Source organism: Halogeometricum sp. S1BR25-6 (genome assembly GCF_031624495.1).
Taxonomy (GTDB): domain Archaea; phylum Halobacteriota; class Halobacteria; order Halobacteriales; family Haloferacaceae; genus Halogeometricum; species Halogeometricum salsisoli.
Map to the genome: position 1 here is coordinate 1649263 of NZ_JAMQOP010000001.1, position 15135 is coordinate 1664397.

Genomic DNA, 15135 nt, shown 5'->3' on the forward strand with positions numbered 1-15135 from the left:
ACGCACGCAGAGCACAGTATCTGCGTCTGAATAGTCGCGTCTACTTTCAAATTGTGCCATATATCGCTATATTATCCATATTGTGATTCATTACATACCGTATATGTATGTATAACCATTACAAATCTATTTAAATCGTCGTAGTGACAGTTCGCCCGCATGGTCGACTTTACTCGGCGGAAGCTGATGGCGACGTCCGCGGCCGCCGCGCTCGGGGCGAGCGTGGCAGGGGTAGCGAGCGCAGACGAAGTAGAGGAGTCCGACACGCCGGGAGCGCCCAGTGTCGACGGAAGCCTCAAGCGGTTCTCGACGACGGCGTTCGGGGCGGAGGTGACGGGTCCGTTCGTCTTCCACGACGGGGGACTGCTGTACAGCCTACAGCACCCCTCCGAAGAGAACCCCGAGCCGTTCGGGCGGGCGGCGGTGGGCTACTTCAGCGGCTTCAACTTCCAGTTCGACGGGACCAACGACGACTTCGAGGAAGTCGGCATCCCGGAGACCGAAGAGGAACAGCGCGACGTCCGCGCCGAGAGCGGGGACTACGAGATACTGTTCTACGGACGCGAACCGATCAACGGCGGCGACGAACTGCTCGGCGTGACACAGACGCCGGACGGACAGCACATCTACCGCGAGGACGCCCTCGAACCGGACCGAGAGGAGCGGCCGTACTTCCGAGGCACGCAGTACGGACTCGCCGGGAGCAACCCCGACTGCAACCAGTTCGTCCCGACGAACGACGAGGAGACGGAGGGTTACCTCTTCACGAACTGGGAGAACAGTCCCGGCGACGTCTCGCGCGTTCCCCTTAGTCAGGACGACGACGGGGAGTGGCACGCCGACATGGAGAACGCGATGAACCTCTCGAACACCGAGTCGCTGCGCGCCCACGGCGGGACGCGCATCAACTGCTACGGCGACCTCAGCCCGTGGGGGACGATGATATCCGCCGAGGAGAACTACGCCCACCCGCGCGTCAACCTGACGCACAAAGTGAGCGACATCGTGGAGGCCGGGTCCGGCGAGACGCTCCTCGGGGCGGCGCACTTCTGGAACCGCCCGAACCCCAGCGAGATATCCACCGCGATATCGACGTACGTGGAGGGCGGTCACCTCGAAGAGGACTTCAGCCCGCAGGGTAACTGGGCGCTGACCGGCGTCGAGTTCCTCGCGTACTACCTCGGGTCCGACCAGAACGACCAGGTGGACGACCAGAACCTCGGGACGACGCCCATCGACGACGTCTACCCGAACCCCTATCGGTACGGCTACTTCGTCGACTTCCGCGAACCGGCGGCCGAGGAACCCGAAGCCGTGAAGTACTACGTGATGGGTCGGGCCGCCTGGGAGTGCCCGGACATCGAGGGCGACCTGAAGACCGTCTACGGCTGTTCGGACGGCGACAGCAAGGGCATCTACAAGTTCGTCGCCGACGAGCCAATCCCGGAGTACGAGGACCCGATGGACGTCGCCGGCACGCTGTACGCGCCGAAGATAACGAACGACGCCGCGAGCGCCGAGGAGTCCGGCGAGCGGAAGTCCCCGGCGTACGTCAACCTGGAGGTCGAGTGGATGGAACTCGGCCACGCGACGAACGCCGAGGTTGAGTCATGGGTCGCCGAGTACGACGGCGTCACGCAGGTCGACTACCTCGAAGCGCACGCCGAGACCAACTGGGCCGACGACCCGGCGGCGGCGCTCAGGGAGGCCGACCTCAAGGTCATCCGCAACGGCAACCAGAACTACATCTCGAACGAGGACATCGTCGAGTGGGCCGAGCAGTACGAGGAGCACGGCCCCGACGGCGTCGACGACGAACTGCGGCGCATTCCGTTCCTCGAAACCCGCGCGGCCGCAAAAGAGATCGGCGCGTCCATCGAGTTCAACAAGGCCGAGGGCGTCGACAGCGTCGACGACGCCGGACCGGGCGACTACGTCTACTTCGGCATCTCCGAGTTCAACGACGACATGGCGGACGACACGGGCGACATCCAGATGGACCGCGTCGACGGCGGCGTCGTCTACCGCGCCGAACTGGAGGACGACTACAACGTCTCGACGCTGAAACCCGTCATCGTCGGTCCGGACTTCACGGACCCGGCGAGCGTCGCGGACGACGCCCTTCGCAACATCGACAACGTCTACACGATGCGCGACGGGCGCGTGCTCTGCTGCGAGGACGGGTTCGGCGGTCCCGCCCGCTCGTACCCCAACGACGGTCTCTACGTCTACGAACCGGCGAGCGCGGGCGACACGGCCGAGGAGGCCGCCGAAGAGAGCGAAGAGAGCGAGGAGACCGAGACGGAAACTGAGGAAGCGGAAGGCGACGAGACGGAAACCGAAGCGGACGACGAGGACCACACCGAAACCGACGGTCACACCGAGACTGCGACCGAAACGCACACCGAAACCGCGACCGAGACGGACACCGAGACAGCGACCGGAACCCACACCGGAACCGCGACCGAGTCCGCCGACTGAACCGGACTGACGTGCGGACCCGAAAGGCTCGACGCCGGGTACGGCCGTCGAGCCCCCGACCCCGGTTCGCGGTCCCGTTCGGTGTCGCTCCGGCGCGACCCCGCCGCGGGGTCCGACCGCGAACGTCGCATCTTTCGATTCACCGCTACACAATATGTCACAAACCAACGAAACACCATCCAACGAACGGACCGGACCGACCGACTCCGTCTACGAGGAGTACATCCTCGGCGTCCGTATCGTCGAGCGAACGGCCGGGACCGACCCCGTCTACCGGTTCGAGGCGCCGCACCACGAGGGAATCGAGTTCGACGACGCCGACACGGCGACGCTGTACGCCGACGTCTACTTCGACGTCAACGGCTTCCAGGAGGCGGGAACCGGAGAGCGGGGCGTCCCGCCGGAGATAATCCAGGCCGGACGCGACACCCTCGTCGCCTACTTCATGACGCAACCGTACGTCGACGTCGAGTGGGTCGCCTCCTACTACGGCGAAAAGCCCGAGAAGGTACAGCGGTACGTCAACCGCGTGCGAAAGCGAGCGAAGAAGATACGCGAGGGGGCCGCCGAGCAGGGCATGACCTGACCGCCCGACGCACCGCCCGCCGCACCCGCCGCGCCCTCCCATCCCGACCTCGGTTCGACGACCGAATCGCTCCATAAAGAGTTTTGGCGCGGTCCCGCAAACCGAGGGGCATGACCGAGTACACCGTCGAGTTCGTCGGGACGGGCGAGTCGATTCAGGTCTCCGACAAGCAGACCATCCTCAAAGCCTGCATCGAGGAGGGTATCGCGCAGGAGTACTCCTGCCGAGTCGGGATGTGTCTGGCCTGCTCCGCCGAGATTCTCGAGGGCGACGTGACCCAACCCGCCGCCCGCGGCCTCACCGATGAGGAGCGAGAGGACTACGCGCTGACGTGCATGGCGCGCCCGCAGAGCGACCTCAAACTGGAGCGCGGTGTCTACCCGCCGAGCATCGAGAACGACGCCTCGGCCGCCGCGCCCGCCGCGGACGACGACTGAGCGCACCGGACCCCGAACGGAATCCGCGGCCGGGGAGTCGACGGCTCAGTCCGCCTGCGACACCGCGCAGTTGTTCGGACCGAGTTCCAACTCGAACGCCTCCGCGTCGGCCACCTCGCTCAGACCGAGGTTCGTGGCGATTATGTCCTCGTAGTTCGCCGGCCGGGGCGGCATATCCGAGAGCACCGCTTCGACGAACCGCTCTTCGGAGAGCATGAGAAGCGGGAGGCCGTCGCGGAGGTCGCCGAGGTACGCGGAGTAGGTGCCGTCGGTCCGCCGGTCGGCGGCGTCGCCGTAGTGCGCCGGCGCGACGCGGACGTCGTCGTGGAACTCGTCGAACACCGTCCGGAGCGTCCCGTACAACTGCCGGGCGGCGTCGGTCGCCCCCTCGTCGCCCACCTCCAAGTCGGGGCGGGCGACGCTCTCGACGAACAGGCTGTCGCCCGAGAACAACATGTCGCCGAGTCGGTAGGCGGTCATCTCGCTCGTGTGTCCGGGGGCGTGGACGGCGGTGAGCGTCGCGTCCCCGACACGAATCTCGTCGCCGTCGGCGACGAACTCCGCCGCGGCGTCGACGTCGAGACCCCTGTCGCGGGCGCCTTCGGGATAGACGGCGGTCGCATCCGTCTCCGCCGCGAGTCTCCGGACACCGCTGACGTGGTCGGCGTGGACGTGCGTGTCGAGGGCGTAGACGAGGTCGGCGCCGTACTCGCGAGCATCGGTGACGTAGCGTTCGGTGAACTGTCTGAGCGGGTCGATAACCGCGGCCTCGCTGTCCGAGACGACGAAGTAGGCGAGACAGCCGCTGGCGGGGCGGCGGTACTGGTGGATCACCGCGTTGACGTCCGCCGGGACGACGACCGAAACGTAGACGCGCGCCCACCCCCGCATCCCGTCGTCGAGGTTCTCCGCCTCGAAACCCGCCTCGCGGAGGCGGTCGGCGACGAACGCGCTAGCCTCGCCGCGACCGCAGACGACGACCACGGGATTCTCGGGGTCGAGGCCGGCCTCCCGGGCGGTCTCGGCGACATCGCCGCGCGCCGCGGCAGCCATGAACTTCGAGTACGGGACGAGCGTCGTCTCGACGCCCTCGCCGTCGACGTGCCACGCGTCGTGTTCGTCTCGGTTCCGAACGTCGAGCAGAGAGACCGACCCACCCCGTTCGAGCCGTTCGTGTAGTCCCTCAGGAGTCATCAGTCTTGATACGAGTCTCCCGGGGAATATAGTTGCCGCTCGACCGGTCAGTTTACCGCCTCCTGTGCCGCCGATTCGACGGTCGGGTCGCCGCGCCGTCAGCCGGGAAGTCCGCTACTCCGCCGACCCGCCGTCGGTCTCGACGGCGGCGGACGGCTCCTCGACCGTCGCGCTCATCTGCGACACCTCGTCGGCGACCGACCCCATGTCCCGGACCGGTTCGGCGGCGATGTCGCGGATGTCCTCGGCGTGTTCGGAGACAACGAACAGAGAGACCAGTCCGTGTCATGAACGTTTTCGGCCGAATATCACCGGAGATACTACGCTCGGGCCAACATTCAGGGTCGCACCGTCCGTGAGAGTCGTATGGACGGCGAGAGCTTCCGGTCGGCCGTAGAGGAGGAAAAGCGGACGCAGTTGGACCGACTCGGCTCCCAGCAACTGCTCGTCGCGTTGACGGACGCCGATCTGACGCGCGAACGCGTCCTCGAAGTGGCGGCGGCGAGCGAGCACGCCGCCTGCGAGACGTTCCGCGGGTGGGCCGACGACGAGGGTGACGAGTCGGCCCGCGCGGTGTTCGCCGCCGTGGCCGACCAGGAGGACGAGCACCTCCGGCGCGTGACCGACGAACTCGACGGCGCGTGGGAACCGGACGACGAACCGGGACCGATGCACGGCTACCTTCGCGGCCGCGAGTCGGCCGTCGAACGCGTCGCCGGCGGGATGGTCGGACGCCCCCTCGTCAGCCTGCGGACGTACAACCAACTCGTAGGCTTCTTCGTCAACGAAGCGGACGAACGGACGGCGGACGTCCTCCGCGGGTTGAAGGCGGAGACGGCGGAGACGCTGACCGAGGGACTCTCGCTCCTCGAATCGCTGTGCGGGAGCGACGAGGAGTGGGAGGCCGCCGAGATGGTCGCCGGCTACACGATTCAGGTGGCGTACGACGACTACGCGGACGCCCTGCGCGGACTGGGCTTCGACCCGAGGTCGGTGTGCTGATGGACGAGATTCGCGGCCGCGTCGAGCAGTTGTGGACGAGTCCCGAGGACGGCGCGCCGATGGAGCCTCACGAGTCGGTCGAGGCCGTCGAGGGCGGCCTGCGCGGCGACCGCTACCTCCGCGGCACGGGCCACTACTCGCCGTACGACGTCTGCGAGGTGACGTTCGTCGCGTGGGAGGCGCTGGAAGAGATTCGCGAGGAGACGGATATCGACCTGACCGACGGCCGGCACCGCCGGAATATCGTCGTCCGCGGCGTCGGCGGCGACGAACTCCACGACCTGCTGAAGACGACGTTCCGCGTCGGCGACGCGACGTTCCGCGGGACGCGCCCCCGCCCGCCCTGCGCGCACGTCGAACGGGTCGCCGGCGAGGAGGGCGTCGCGCGCGCCCTCAAGCGGAAGCGCGGGGGCATCTGCGCGAACGTCGTCGAGGGCGGTGAGGTTCGCGTCGGCGACGGACTCGAACTGATAGAAGAAGACCCGCGGACCGTCGGTGAGTCCATCGCGGACCGACTCAAGGACGCGTTCGGCGGGGACTAACTCCGACTCACTCGTCGGGGAAGATGCTGTCGGGAACGTACGCCGTCACGGTCCAGTTCGGCGCGTCGACGACTTCGCTTATCTTCAGGTCGACGGCCGCCGAGCAGAGGATGTACGCCTCCCCGCGCGTCAGGTCGCGTTCGGCTTCGAGGTGGTCTATCATGTGTCTGACCGCCTTCTTCGTCGCCTCCATCAGGTCGGGTGCGATGCCCGTCGTCGCGTACATCGGTTCGTCCGAGCCGGTGGGCGTGAACGGACCCGTCGTCTTCAGTTGCGGCTGCTCGATGGACTTGTCCTTCAGCACGTCGAACCGAGCGGTGACGTACATCGGCGCCTCTATCCCCGTTACGCAGACTTCGCCGTCGCCCTGCGCAGCGTGGCAGTCCGCCGTCGAGAACAGGCCCCCCTCGACTTCGACGGGGAGGTACACCGTCGACCCTTTCGTCATGTGTTTGACGTCCATGTTGCCGCCGGTGTCGTACGGCGGGAGCGTGTCGTGTTCGCCGTCCTCGCCGGGCGCCACGCCGATGATGCCGGGGAACATGTCAAGCGGCACTTCGATACCGTCTACGAAGTGGGCCACGTCCTCTTCCAACTCCCAGATGTGGAGGCCGGCCTCCTCGAACTCCTCGGGGAGGAGGCCGAGGCCCATCTCGCCGGGCATGAACCCGGTGAATCCCCAACCCTTGTGTTCGAAATCGAGGAGTTCGACGGCGAGCACGTCGCCCGGTTCCGCGCCCTCGACGGCGACGGGGCCGGTCAGCGGGTGGACGGGGTCGAACGTCGCGTTCGCCAAGTCGTCCACTCCGGAGTCCGGCCCCACCTGCCCGTCGAGGGCGTCGCGGCACTCGAAGCGCACGACGTCGCCGGGTTCGACGGTCACGAGCGGTTCGAGACTGTTGTCCCAGACGTGGTGGACGTTCTCGTCGTCGTCGGACAGGTCGTGGTCGACGTCGTATGACATGAGGTACCGGTGGGCTCGCCGGTCGATAAACCTCGGCGTCCCGGCAGACGAGGGTTCAAATGCGAAGCCGGGGTCACTCCGCGGCGTGACCTGAGCGGGAACCCGGGACGGAACGCGATTGCGCGGCGCGGTCGTCTCGGCGAAATACGATGCGCCGCCTGTTCGCAAAAGAGGCGTCGAGTCGGTGGCTCGGTTCCGGTCGGCCGACCGATTGGACGAAGCTTCGCGTCGCTACGCTTCGTCGAACACCACGGAGCTTTGCTCCGTGAGCTCGACGAGTCGCTTCACTCCTCGTCGAACAGTTCTTCGTTGTCGACCATGTGCTCTTCGACGACGTCCATGTCGAGCGTCACGCCGAGACCCGGTTTCTCCGGAATCTCGATGTAGCCGTCCTCGATGACCGTCTCCTCGACGAGGTCCTCCCACCAGCCGAGTTCGTAGGAGTGGTACTCGACGGCCAGCGAGTTCGGGATAGCCGCACCGACCTGCGCGGAGGCCATCGTCGCCACGGGCGAGGAGACGTTGTGCATCGCCACGGGGACGTAGTACTGGTTTGCCACGTCCGCGATCTTCCGCGTCTCGCGCATGCCGCCGACCTTCGGCAGGTCGGGCGCGATGATGTCGACCGCCTGGTTCTCGATGAGGCGTCGCTCTTCGGTGACGCGGTAGCGGTTCTCGCCCACCGTGATGGGCACCGAGGTGGACTTCGTGACCTCCTCCTGCACGTCGAGGTTCTCCGGCGGCACGGGGTCTTCGAGCCACCAGATGTCGAGACCTTCGAGCGCGTTCGCGAGACGCTTCGCCGACCCGCCCGAGAACGTCCAGTGGCAGTCGAACGCGACGTCCGCGCGGTCCTTCACTCGCTCGGTGACGGCCTCGACGATGTCGACTTTGTGTCGAATCTCGCCGGGGCGGAGGTGGCGGTTCGCGCGGTCCTTCTCCAGGCCGGACGGGACGTCGAGGTCGAACTTCAGCGCGTCGTACCCGAGTTCGTCGACGACGCGTTCGGCCTCGTCCGCGCAGGCCTGCGGGTCCGCCTCGTCGGCGGTGTGGCAGTCGCAGTAGACGCGCACCTTGTCGCGGTACTTGCCGCCGAGCAGTTGGTAGGCCGGAACCTCCAGAATCTTACCAGCGAGGTCGTGCAGCGCCACGTCGATGCCGGAGATGGCCGTGACGGTGACGCCTTCGACGGAGCCCTCGCCGGACATCTTCTGGACGAGGTGCTCGAACAGGCGGTCGATGTCGAGGGGGTTCTCGCCGATGAGGAACGGCTTCATCCGCTGGATGAGTTCCGGAACGCCCGCGCCCCAGTACGCCTCGCCCGTCCCGACGATGCCGGCGTCGGTGTAGATGCGGACCAGCGTCCACGGGAAGTTCCCGTCGATCATCGTCGTCTGGACGTCCGTTATCTTCACGTCGCGGCCGCCCCCGCGCTTCGCGGTGACCTGCATCGTGTCGGCCGAGAGTTCCCGCATCGTGTACTCCGCGTTCGGGTCGTGTAGCTGTGAGTAGTCCTTCATGGATTGGTGTTTACTCGATAAATTGTAAACCTTTACACTCCGGGGCGTCCGCCGCCGGAACGTCTGATTCGAGGGTTCGACCCCGCGCGCCAAAAGTGGTTCGTGACGGTGTCGTCCGACGGTCAGAGGGCCGGTTCTCGACTGTCAGTGCTCGTCCAGGAGGTTCAGCACGTACGCGATGCGGAGCATTGACGCCGCGTCTCCGCGGTCGTACACCAGTTCGTCCGTGTCGCGGACGTGCGCCAACACGTCCTCGGAGGCGTGTTCGGGCGCGGCGGCGATGCCGGCGTCAGCCTCCTCGGCCCACTGCATCACGCGCAGGTCCGACTTGCTGTCGCCCATCACGAGCACGAACGGGTCGTCGACGGAGAGCACGTCGAGGGCGGCCCGGACGCCGTTGGGTTTGTTCAACTCCAGCGAACCGATTTCGGCGGCGTCGGCGTGGTAGTACGCCACGTCGATGCGGTCGAACAGGGCGGCGACCTGTTCGGGGACGTCGTCGGCCGCCGTCTCGGGCGCGGCGCCCTCGGCGGCGAGGACGTCCGCGACTTCGGGGTCGGCGGCGGCGTAGTACGCCCGAGACCACTCCTCCCCGTCGTCGACGTCGACGCCCTTGACGGCGGCGGCGACCGCTCCTCCGAGGAGGTCGACGAGGTAGCGAAGCCCCCGGTCGATGACTTCGGCGGCGGGGTCGCTCCCGATGTCGAAGTTCGGCTTGAGGGTGATGTTGAACTCGTTGCCCTGCAGGTGAACCGACTCGCGCAGGTCGTCCGGCGCCTGCGGGAGGACGCGCGAGCGGACCTCCGAGAACACCTCGCGGACCGACTCGTCCAACTCCTCGTAGAGCAACTGCTTGGTCGTCGACCCGTGCCCCGGCGTGAACACGCCGGTGCCGGCCTCGTAGACGATGCTTACGGTTCCGGAGTGGACGAGTTCGTTGCCGAGACCCTGGATGGTGAACCCCTTCACGTTCTCCAGGGTCTGCCCGGTACAGATGACGATGGGCACGCCCGCCTCGTGGAACTCGGTAAGAAGGTGCAGCGTGTCCCGCGGAATCTCGTTGTCCGTCCGGCCCGCCGAGCGGAGCGTCTCGTCGACGTCGAGGACCAAGGCGTTCACCGCGCGCCCGTACTTCGAGTGCAAATCGAGTGCGGTGAACGTCTGGTCGCGCGTCGCCCGCGCTGCTATCTCGGCGAACGTCTCCCCGGCGGCGAACGAGGAGCGAATCTCGCCCTTCCGCTTTTCCAGTTCGTCGCTGGCGTCCTGCCAGTAGTCTAAGGCGATGCGCGAGTCGACCGGCGGGAACAGGTCGACGAAGTTCTGTAACTCCCTGAGCGTCTCCGTCTCGGAGTCCTCGTACAGGCGGTAGAGGAGGTCGTACTGTTCCATACGGCTATCGGGACCCACGGGGGCAAAAAGAGTGGCCGTACGGCGATTCCTGCGGGGGGAAACGCTGAAACGCCTCCTGGACATACGCCAACTCATGGCTAACTGGACCGACAGCATCGTCGGAGACCGGATGACGGTCGACCGGGAGTTCAACGAACGCGTCGCCGCCTCGGAGTTCTCCAGTCAGGAGTGGGGACTCATCATGACGGCGACGGAGTTCGAAATCGAGCACGCCGACGACCCCGACCGCGCCCGCATCGTCGCCGACACGGAGAAACTCCCGCAGATCATGCCCGAACTGAAGAACGTCCGGTCGCAGATGGCCCAGATGGGCGGCGCGCCGAGCGACTCGGGGACGGCGTCCTCCGGCGGACTGTTCGACTCCATCAAGGGCGCACTCGGCTTCGGCGACGGCGCCGGCGCCGGCGCTGAGGCCGAGCGACAGGAGGCGGCCGAGCGACTGGTGCAGGAGTACGCCGAGGAGTTACAGCGTCACCTCGAATCGAAGGGAAAATGGGAGCGGGTCAGGGTCGCCTATCAGGAGTAGCCGGCGCCGTCGGCGGGTGGAAATTTAGACCTCGTCGCCGCCGTGGAACAGCGTCATCTCTTGGGCCTCGTAGATGTTGATGAGTTCGGTGACGATTTCGTCGTAATCCTCGTCTTCGACGCGCAGGGAGTCGAGTCGCTCGACCGTCTCCTCGTCGAGGTGAATCTGAGGCATGTACGGCGAATGGACGCGGAACGACTTAAGCGCCGGGGCGTCCGGAGCGCCCGCGTCGGGCGAAAGAAGGGCTCTCGGCGGCGGTCCGAACAGTCAGACGTACCGGCTGTTGCCGGCGCTGCCGGAGACGTGCGTCAGGTCCGCGTGCACGTCGGCGATGCGGTCGCGTATCTTCCGACCGGCGACGCGGGGGTCGAACACGTCCTTGTTCGGCGACCACTCCGTCTCGTTGAAGAAGGTGTCCCGGTCGTCGTCGACGCCCTCCGGCGGAACGATGGCCTCGGAGTCCTCGCGGTAGTGGTCGAACGCGGTTCGGGTGTACTCGTACTGGTAGCGCGTGTCCTTGTTCACCTTGCAGATGCCGTGCTGGAGCATCTCCTGCAGTTGGTCGGGTTGGACCCCCGAGGAGCCGTGCAGGACGAGGGGCGTGTCGAGACCGTGGTCGCGCAGGGCCTGCCGGATGTCGCCCGCGAGGTCCGGGCGGAGTTCGAGGTCCTTGCCCTTCGCCACGCCGTGCTGGGTGCCGACGGAGATGGCTAAGAGGTCACAGCCCGTCCGGTCAACGAACTCGACGGCCTGCTCGGGGTCGGTGTAGAACGCCTCCTCCGATTCGACCTCGTCCTCGACGCCCTTTATCTGGCCGAGTTCGGCCTCGATAAGCACGTCTGCGCCCTTTTCCTCTTTCATCTCGACGACTTCCTTGCTCGTGGCGACGTTCTCCTCGAACGGTTCGTGCGAGGCGTCGATCATGATGGAGGAGGGGATTTCGAGGTCCATCTGCGCCTCGATGAACTCCATGTCGGACTGGTGGTCCATGTTGAGGAACACGCCGATGTCGTACTGGTCGGCGATGACCTCGATGTACTCGCCCATCGCCTTCAGGCCCGAGACGTCGTCCTCGTGCCCGGCGAAGGTCGCGGCGCCGCCCGACAACTGCATCAGGAGGTCCGAGTTCTCGCGGGCCGCTCCCTCTATCAACCCCATCATGATGTTCGGTTCGGCGATGTTCGAGGCGATGAGACCGAATCCCTCGTCCAGCGCGTCGTCGTACACCTTGTCGAGTTCGCTACCGCCGTAGAAAGGCACTGTTGGTCACCTGTCTCGGCGTTCACGTGCGGGGATTATAACGTATGCGGAGCGCTTTCGTTCGTGCGCGGTTTTCGACGAGAGCGCGGGGGCGCGAATCGGACGAGATAGCTACTCGAATCCGCGTTAATCGTTATTCGGCGCGCGTCGGACTCGACGGCACCGTGCACGTTTCTGATCGGTATCTCCCGAAAAGGGTGGTCACTCGTGCACGGATAGGGTCGTCCCTGCGAAAAAGACGGCTCGAAGAGGGTTCGCGTCCTCAGGAGAACAGTCGCTTCAGTCGCTGGAAGAGGCCCTTCTCCCGGTCGCCGCCGCGGCGCTGTTGGTCCTGCGCGTCGGCGCCGGCCGTCGGCGACTCCGCTGTCGCCGTCTCGGCGTCGGATTCGGTCGCCTCCGACCCCGAGGCCGACTCGCCGGCCGAGAGGTCTATCTGCTCGGTCCCCTCGGTCTCGGCGAGGTCCTCGGCCTTCTCGATGAGACCCTCGGCGTCGTTGACGCCGTCTTTGACCGTTCCCTTCACGAGGCTCTTCCCCTCGAAGCGGTCCCGGGTGACCGCCGTGTCGGCGGCGATGATGACGACGTCCGCCTCGGCGATGTCGTCGGCGGTGAGTTCGTTCTGCGCCCCCATCGCGCCCTGCACCTCGACTTTGATGTCGTGGCCCAGTCGCTCGGCGGTCTGTTCGAGATTCTCTGCGGCCATCTGACTGTGCGCGATGCCCGTCGGGCACGCGGTGACTGCGACTAGCTTCATTATTATGTGTCCTCTGTTAGCACTCGTCGTACTTCATCCTTCGTGCCGGCCGAGAGCGCCTTCTCGGCCAGTTTTCGGGCGTCTTCGGTGTCCGTCTCGGTCACGGCCTGTTTCACCTGCGGGACGGTCACGGCGCTCATGCTGAGTTCGTCCAGACCGAGGCCGAGGAGCAGTTCCGTCAGGTCGGGGTCGCCGGCCATCTCGCCGCACATGCCGACCCAGACGTCCGTATCCTCGGCGGCTTCGACGGTCGCGCGGATGGCGCGGAGCACCGCGGGCTGGCTGTAGTCGCCGAGTTCGGCGACCCGTTCGTTGCCTCGTTCGGCGGCCATGACGTACTGCGCGAGGTCGTTCGTCCCGATGCTGAAGAAGTCCACCTCGGAGGTCAGGTCCGGCGCCATGAACGCCGCCGCGGGCGTCTCGACCATCACGCCGAACTCGGGGACGGCGTAGTCGACGCCCTCTCGCTCCAAGTCGTCAGCGAACAGTTCCAGGCGCTCGCGGGCCGCCGTCACCTCCTCGACGGTGGAGACGAGGGGGAGCATCACCGCGAGGTCGCCGCCCGCGTCGCTCGCCGCGGCGCGCAGCAGCGCCCGGAGTTGCGTCTCGAACAGGTCGGCGTCGGGGCCGAGCGACCGGCGGATGCCGCGTTCACCGAGGAACGGGTTCTCTTCTTCCGGCAAATCGAGGTAGTCGATGGGCTTGTCGCCGCCCACGTCGAGCGTTCGGACGACGACGCGCCCGTCGGGGAACGCCTCCAAGGCGTCGACGTACGTCTCGTACTGCTCCTCCTCGTCCGGCGGCGACTGCCGGTCGAGAAAGAGGAACTCCGTTCGGAAGAGGCCGATGCCGTCGGCGCCGCGGTCGGCGGCGGGGCCGAGGTCGGCCTCCGTGCCGACGTTGCCGGCCACCTCTATCTCGACGCCGTCGGCGGTGGAGACGGGGTCCGAGCGGATTTCGGCCTCCTCCTCCTCGGCGGCGGCCTTCCGCGTCTCCTCTTCGGGGTCGACGATGACCTCGCCGTCGGTGCCGTCGACCACGACCTCCGCGCCGTCCTTGATTTCGTTCAGTTCCTCGCCGACGCCGACGACGGCCGGAAGCGCGAGCGACCGCGCGAAGATGGCCGCGTGCGACGTCCGCCCGCCCGTGACGGTGACGAACCCGGCGACGCGTTCGGGGTCCAACTGCGCCGTGTCGCTCGGCGTCAACCGCTCGGCGAAGACGACGCTTCCCTCGTCCAGTTCGGCGAGGTTCACGCGCTCGCCGCCCGAGAGGACGCGCACGAGTCTGTCGCGCACGTCGCGCAGGTCGTCGGCGCGTTCGGCCATCCGACCCTCCATCCCCTCGAACTGCTCGACGAAGCGGTCGAACGTCCGCTGGACGGCGTGCTCGGCCGGCAATCCCTCCGAAATCTGTTCTTCGACCCCGTCGGTTATCTGCGGGTCGTCGAGGAACTGGACGTGCGCGTCGAACACCGCCGCCTCGTCCTCGCCGACGCGTTCGGCCGTCCGCTCTCGCTCCTGCTCCAGTTCCTCGCGCGCGGCGTCGCGCGCCTCCTCGAACCGCGCCGTCTCCGCGTCGGCGTCCACCTCGCTCGGGTCCGGCGGGTCGTCGAGGTCCGCGTCGGGCGCGTACCAGACGACCGTGCCGACCCCCGAGAGGGGCGTGACGCCGATGCCCGAGAGTCGTCGTTCGGTCATCGCTTACAGTTCGTCCTCCGGCGTCGAGAGCACTTCTTCGAGGGCGTCGAGCGCCTCCTCGGCGTCGTCGCCCTCGGCGGAGATACGTACCTTGTCGCCGCCGGAGACGCCGAGACCGGTGACCGAGAGCATGCTCGCGGCGTTCACCAGGTCGCCGTCCTCGGGGCCGACTTTGACCTCCGAGTCGTACTCGTTGGCCGTCTCGACGAAGACGGAGGCGGGGCGGGCGTGCAGGCCGTCCTCGGGGACGACGGTGACGACGCGTTCGGGCATCAGTTCACCGCCTCCCGGACCGTGTTCTGGACGGTCTCGGCGTCCTCAGCCTCCAGCAGTTTCTCGCGGACGTCCTCGTGCATGAGCGCGCGCGAGAGCGAACTGAGTATCTGCAGGTGCTCCTCGCCGCCCTCCTCCGGAACGAGGATCATGAACAGCAGTTTCGCGGGTTTGTCGTCCATCGCGTCGAAGTCGATGCCCTCCGAGGAGCGCGCGAACGCGACCGAGGGGGCTTCGACGGCCGTCGTCTTGGCGTGCGGGATGCCGATACCCATGCCGACGCCCGTCGTCGCCTCCTTCTCGCGCTCTTGGAGGGCCGCGAGCGCCGTCTCGCGCTCCGTCACGCGGCCGTTCTCCACGACGAGGTCGAGGAGGAACTCGATGGCGAGCTTCTTCTCGGCGGGCGGTTCGTCTAGCGAGATGTGCGCCGTCGGCATCAGCCGGTCGATGTCATCTTCGAGCATTTTCGTGCGAATATGGGAACGG

General features: G+C 66.7%; 16 protein-coding genes. 6 read left to right on the forward strand and 10 right to left on the reverse strand.

Annotated features, from left to right (window positions below; genetic code table 11):
* The first annotated feature begins 159 nt into the window (after positions 1–159).
* The 3 genes from NDI76_RS08645 (at position 160) to NDI76_RS08655 (ending at position 3504) form a co-directional block, all read left to right on the forward strand.
* On the forward strand, positions 160–2481 hold the full coding sequence (locus NDI76_RS08645) for an alkaline phosphatase PhoX (RefSeq protein ID WP_310923601.1): 2322 nt from the start codon (positions 160–162) through the stop codon (positions 2479–2481).
* A 154-nt stretch (positions 2482–2635) separates the two neighbouring features.
* The gene (locus tag NDI76_RS08650) at positions 2636–3067 is read left to right on the forward strand and encodes a hypothetical protein (RefSeq protein WP_310923602.1); all 432 of its coding nucleotides are present in this window, start codon (positions 2636–2638) and stop codon (positions 3065–3067) included.
* A 110-nt stretch (positions 3068–3177) separates the two neighbouring features.
* On the forward strand, positions 3178–3504 hold the full coding sequence (locus tag NDI76_RS08655; RefSeq protein WP_310923603.1) for a 2Fe-2S iron-sulfur cluster-binding protein: 327 nt from the start codon (positions 3178–3180) through the stop codon (positions 3502–3504).
* Positions 3505–3549: 45 nt separating this feature from the next.
* On the opposite strand, the gene NDI76_RS08660 is transcribed toward NDI76_RS08655, so the two are convergent.
* Entirely contained in the window at positions 3550–4698 is a 1149-nt protein-coding gene (locus tag NDI76_RS08660; protein ID WP_310923604.1) for an MBL fold metallo-hydrolase, read from the reverse strand.
* A gap of 366 nt (positions 4699–5064) precedes the next feature.
* On the opposite strand from NDI76_RS08660, the gene NDI76_RS08665 reads away from it, so the two are divergent.
* Together NDI76_RS08665 and NDI76_RS08670 are read left to right on the forward strand one after the other, a co-directional pair.
* Entirely contained in the window at positions 5065–5700 is a 636-nt protein-coding gene (locus NDI76_RS08665; protein WP_310923605.1) for a ferritin family protein, read from the forward strand.
* Positions 5700–6242: an MOSC domain-containing protein gene (locus tag NDI76_RS08670; RefSeq protein ID WP_310923606.1), complete on the forward strand. Its 543-nt coding sequence runs from the start codon at positions 5700–5702 to the stop codon at positions 6240–6242. The genes NDI76_RS08665 and NDI76_RS08670 overlap by 1 nt, the downstream gene beginning before the upstream one ends.
* 7 nt (positions 6243–6249) lie before the next feature.
* Here the strand turns inward: NDI76_RS08670 and NDI76_RS08675 are convergent, their stop codons facing one another.
* The 3 genes from NDI76_RS08675 to NDI76_RS08685 all read right to left on the reverse strand — a co-directional run bounded on the left by NDI76_RS08675 (position 6250) and on the right by NDI76_RS08685 (position 10115).
* Positions 6250–7206: an acetamidase/formamidase family protein gene (locus NDI76_RS08675; RefSeq protein WP_310923607.1), complete on the reverse strand. Its 957-nt coding sequence runs from the start codon at positions 7204–7206 to the stop codon at positions 6250–6252.
* 284 nt (positions 7207–7490) lie between these two features.
* Positions 7491–8726, reverse strand: a complete 1236-nt coding sequence (locus NDI76_RS08680; RefSeq protein WP_310923608.1) for a mandelate racemase/muconate lactonizing enzyme family protein — start codon at positions 8724–8726, stop codon at positions 7491–7493.
* Positions 8727–8870: 144 nt separating this feature from the next.
* Positions 8871–10115 (reverse strand): HAD family hydrolase, encoded by a 1245-nt coding sequence (locus tag NDI76_RS08685; protein ID WP_310923609.1) that lies wholly within the window; start codon positions 10113–10115, stop codon positions 8871–8873.
* A gap of 94 nt (positions 10116–10209) precedes the next feature.
* Here NDI76_RS08685 and NDI76_RS08690 point away from each other — a divergent pair, with 94 nt between their 5' ends.
* Positions 10210–10662 carry a DUF5799 family protein gene (locus NDI76_RS08690; RefSeq protein WP_310923610.1) on the forward strand — a complete coding sequence of 151 codons (453 nt, stop codon included), beginning with the start codon at positions 10210–10212 and terminating at the stop codon, positions 10660–10662.
* 24 nt (positions 10663–10686) lie between these two features.
* Here NDI76_RS08690 and NDI76_RS08695 read toward each other — a convergent pair whose 3' ends face one another.
* The 6 genes from NDI76_RS08695 to NDI76_RS08720 form a co-directional block, all read right to left on the reverse strand.
* Positions 10687–10836 (reverse strand): DUF7557 family protein, encoded by a 150-nt coding sequence (locus tag NDI76_RS08695; RefSeq protein WP_310923611.1) that lies wholly within the window; start codon positions 10834–10836, stop codon positions 10687–10689.
* A 93-nt stretch (positions 10837–10929) separates the two neighbouring features.
* Entirely contained in the window at positions 10930–11922 is a 993-nt protein-coding gene (gene fba, locus NDI76_RS08700) for a class II fructose-bisphosphate aldolase (protein WP_310923612.1), read from the reverse strand.
* A gap of 262 nt (positions 11923–12184) precedes the next feature.
* The gene (locus tag NDI76_RS08705; protein WP_310923613.1) at positions 12185–12676 is read right to left on the reverse strand and encodes a PTS fructose transporter subunit IIB; all 492 of its coding nucleotides are present in this window, start codon (positions 12674–12676) and stop codon (positions 12185–12187) included.
* Between the two features lie 2 nt (positions 12677–12678).
* Positions 12679–14376 carry a phosphoenolpyruvate--protein phosphotransferase gene (gene ptsP / locus NDI76_RS08710; protein WP_310923614.1) on the reverse strand — a complete coding sequence of 566 codons (1698 nt, stop codon included), beginning with the start codon at positions 14374–14376 and terminating at the stop codon, positions 12679–12681.
* Positions 14377–14379: 3 nt separating this feature from the next.
* Entirely contained in the window at positions 14380–14649 is a 270-nt protein-coding gene (ptsH1, locus tag NDI76_RS08715; protein WP_310923615.1) for a phosphocarrier protein HPr, read from the reverse strand.
* On the reverse strand, positions 14649–15113 hold the full coding sequence (locus NDI76_RS08720; protein WP_310923616.1) for a PTS sugar transporter subunit IIA: 465 nt from the start codon (positions 15111–15113) through the stop codon (positions 14649–14651). The genes ptsH1 and NDI76_RS08720 overlap by 1 nt, the downstream gene beginning before the upstream one ends.
* Positions 15114–15135: the final 22 nt, after the last annotated feature.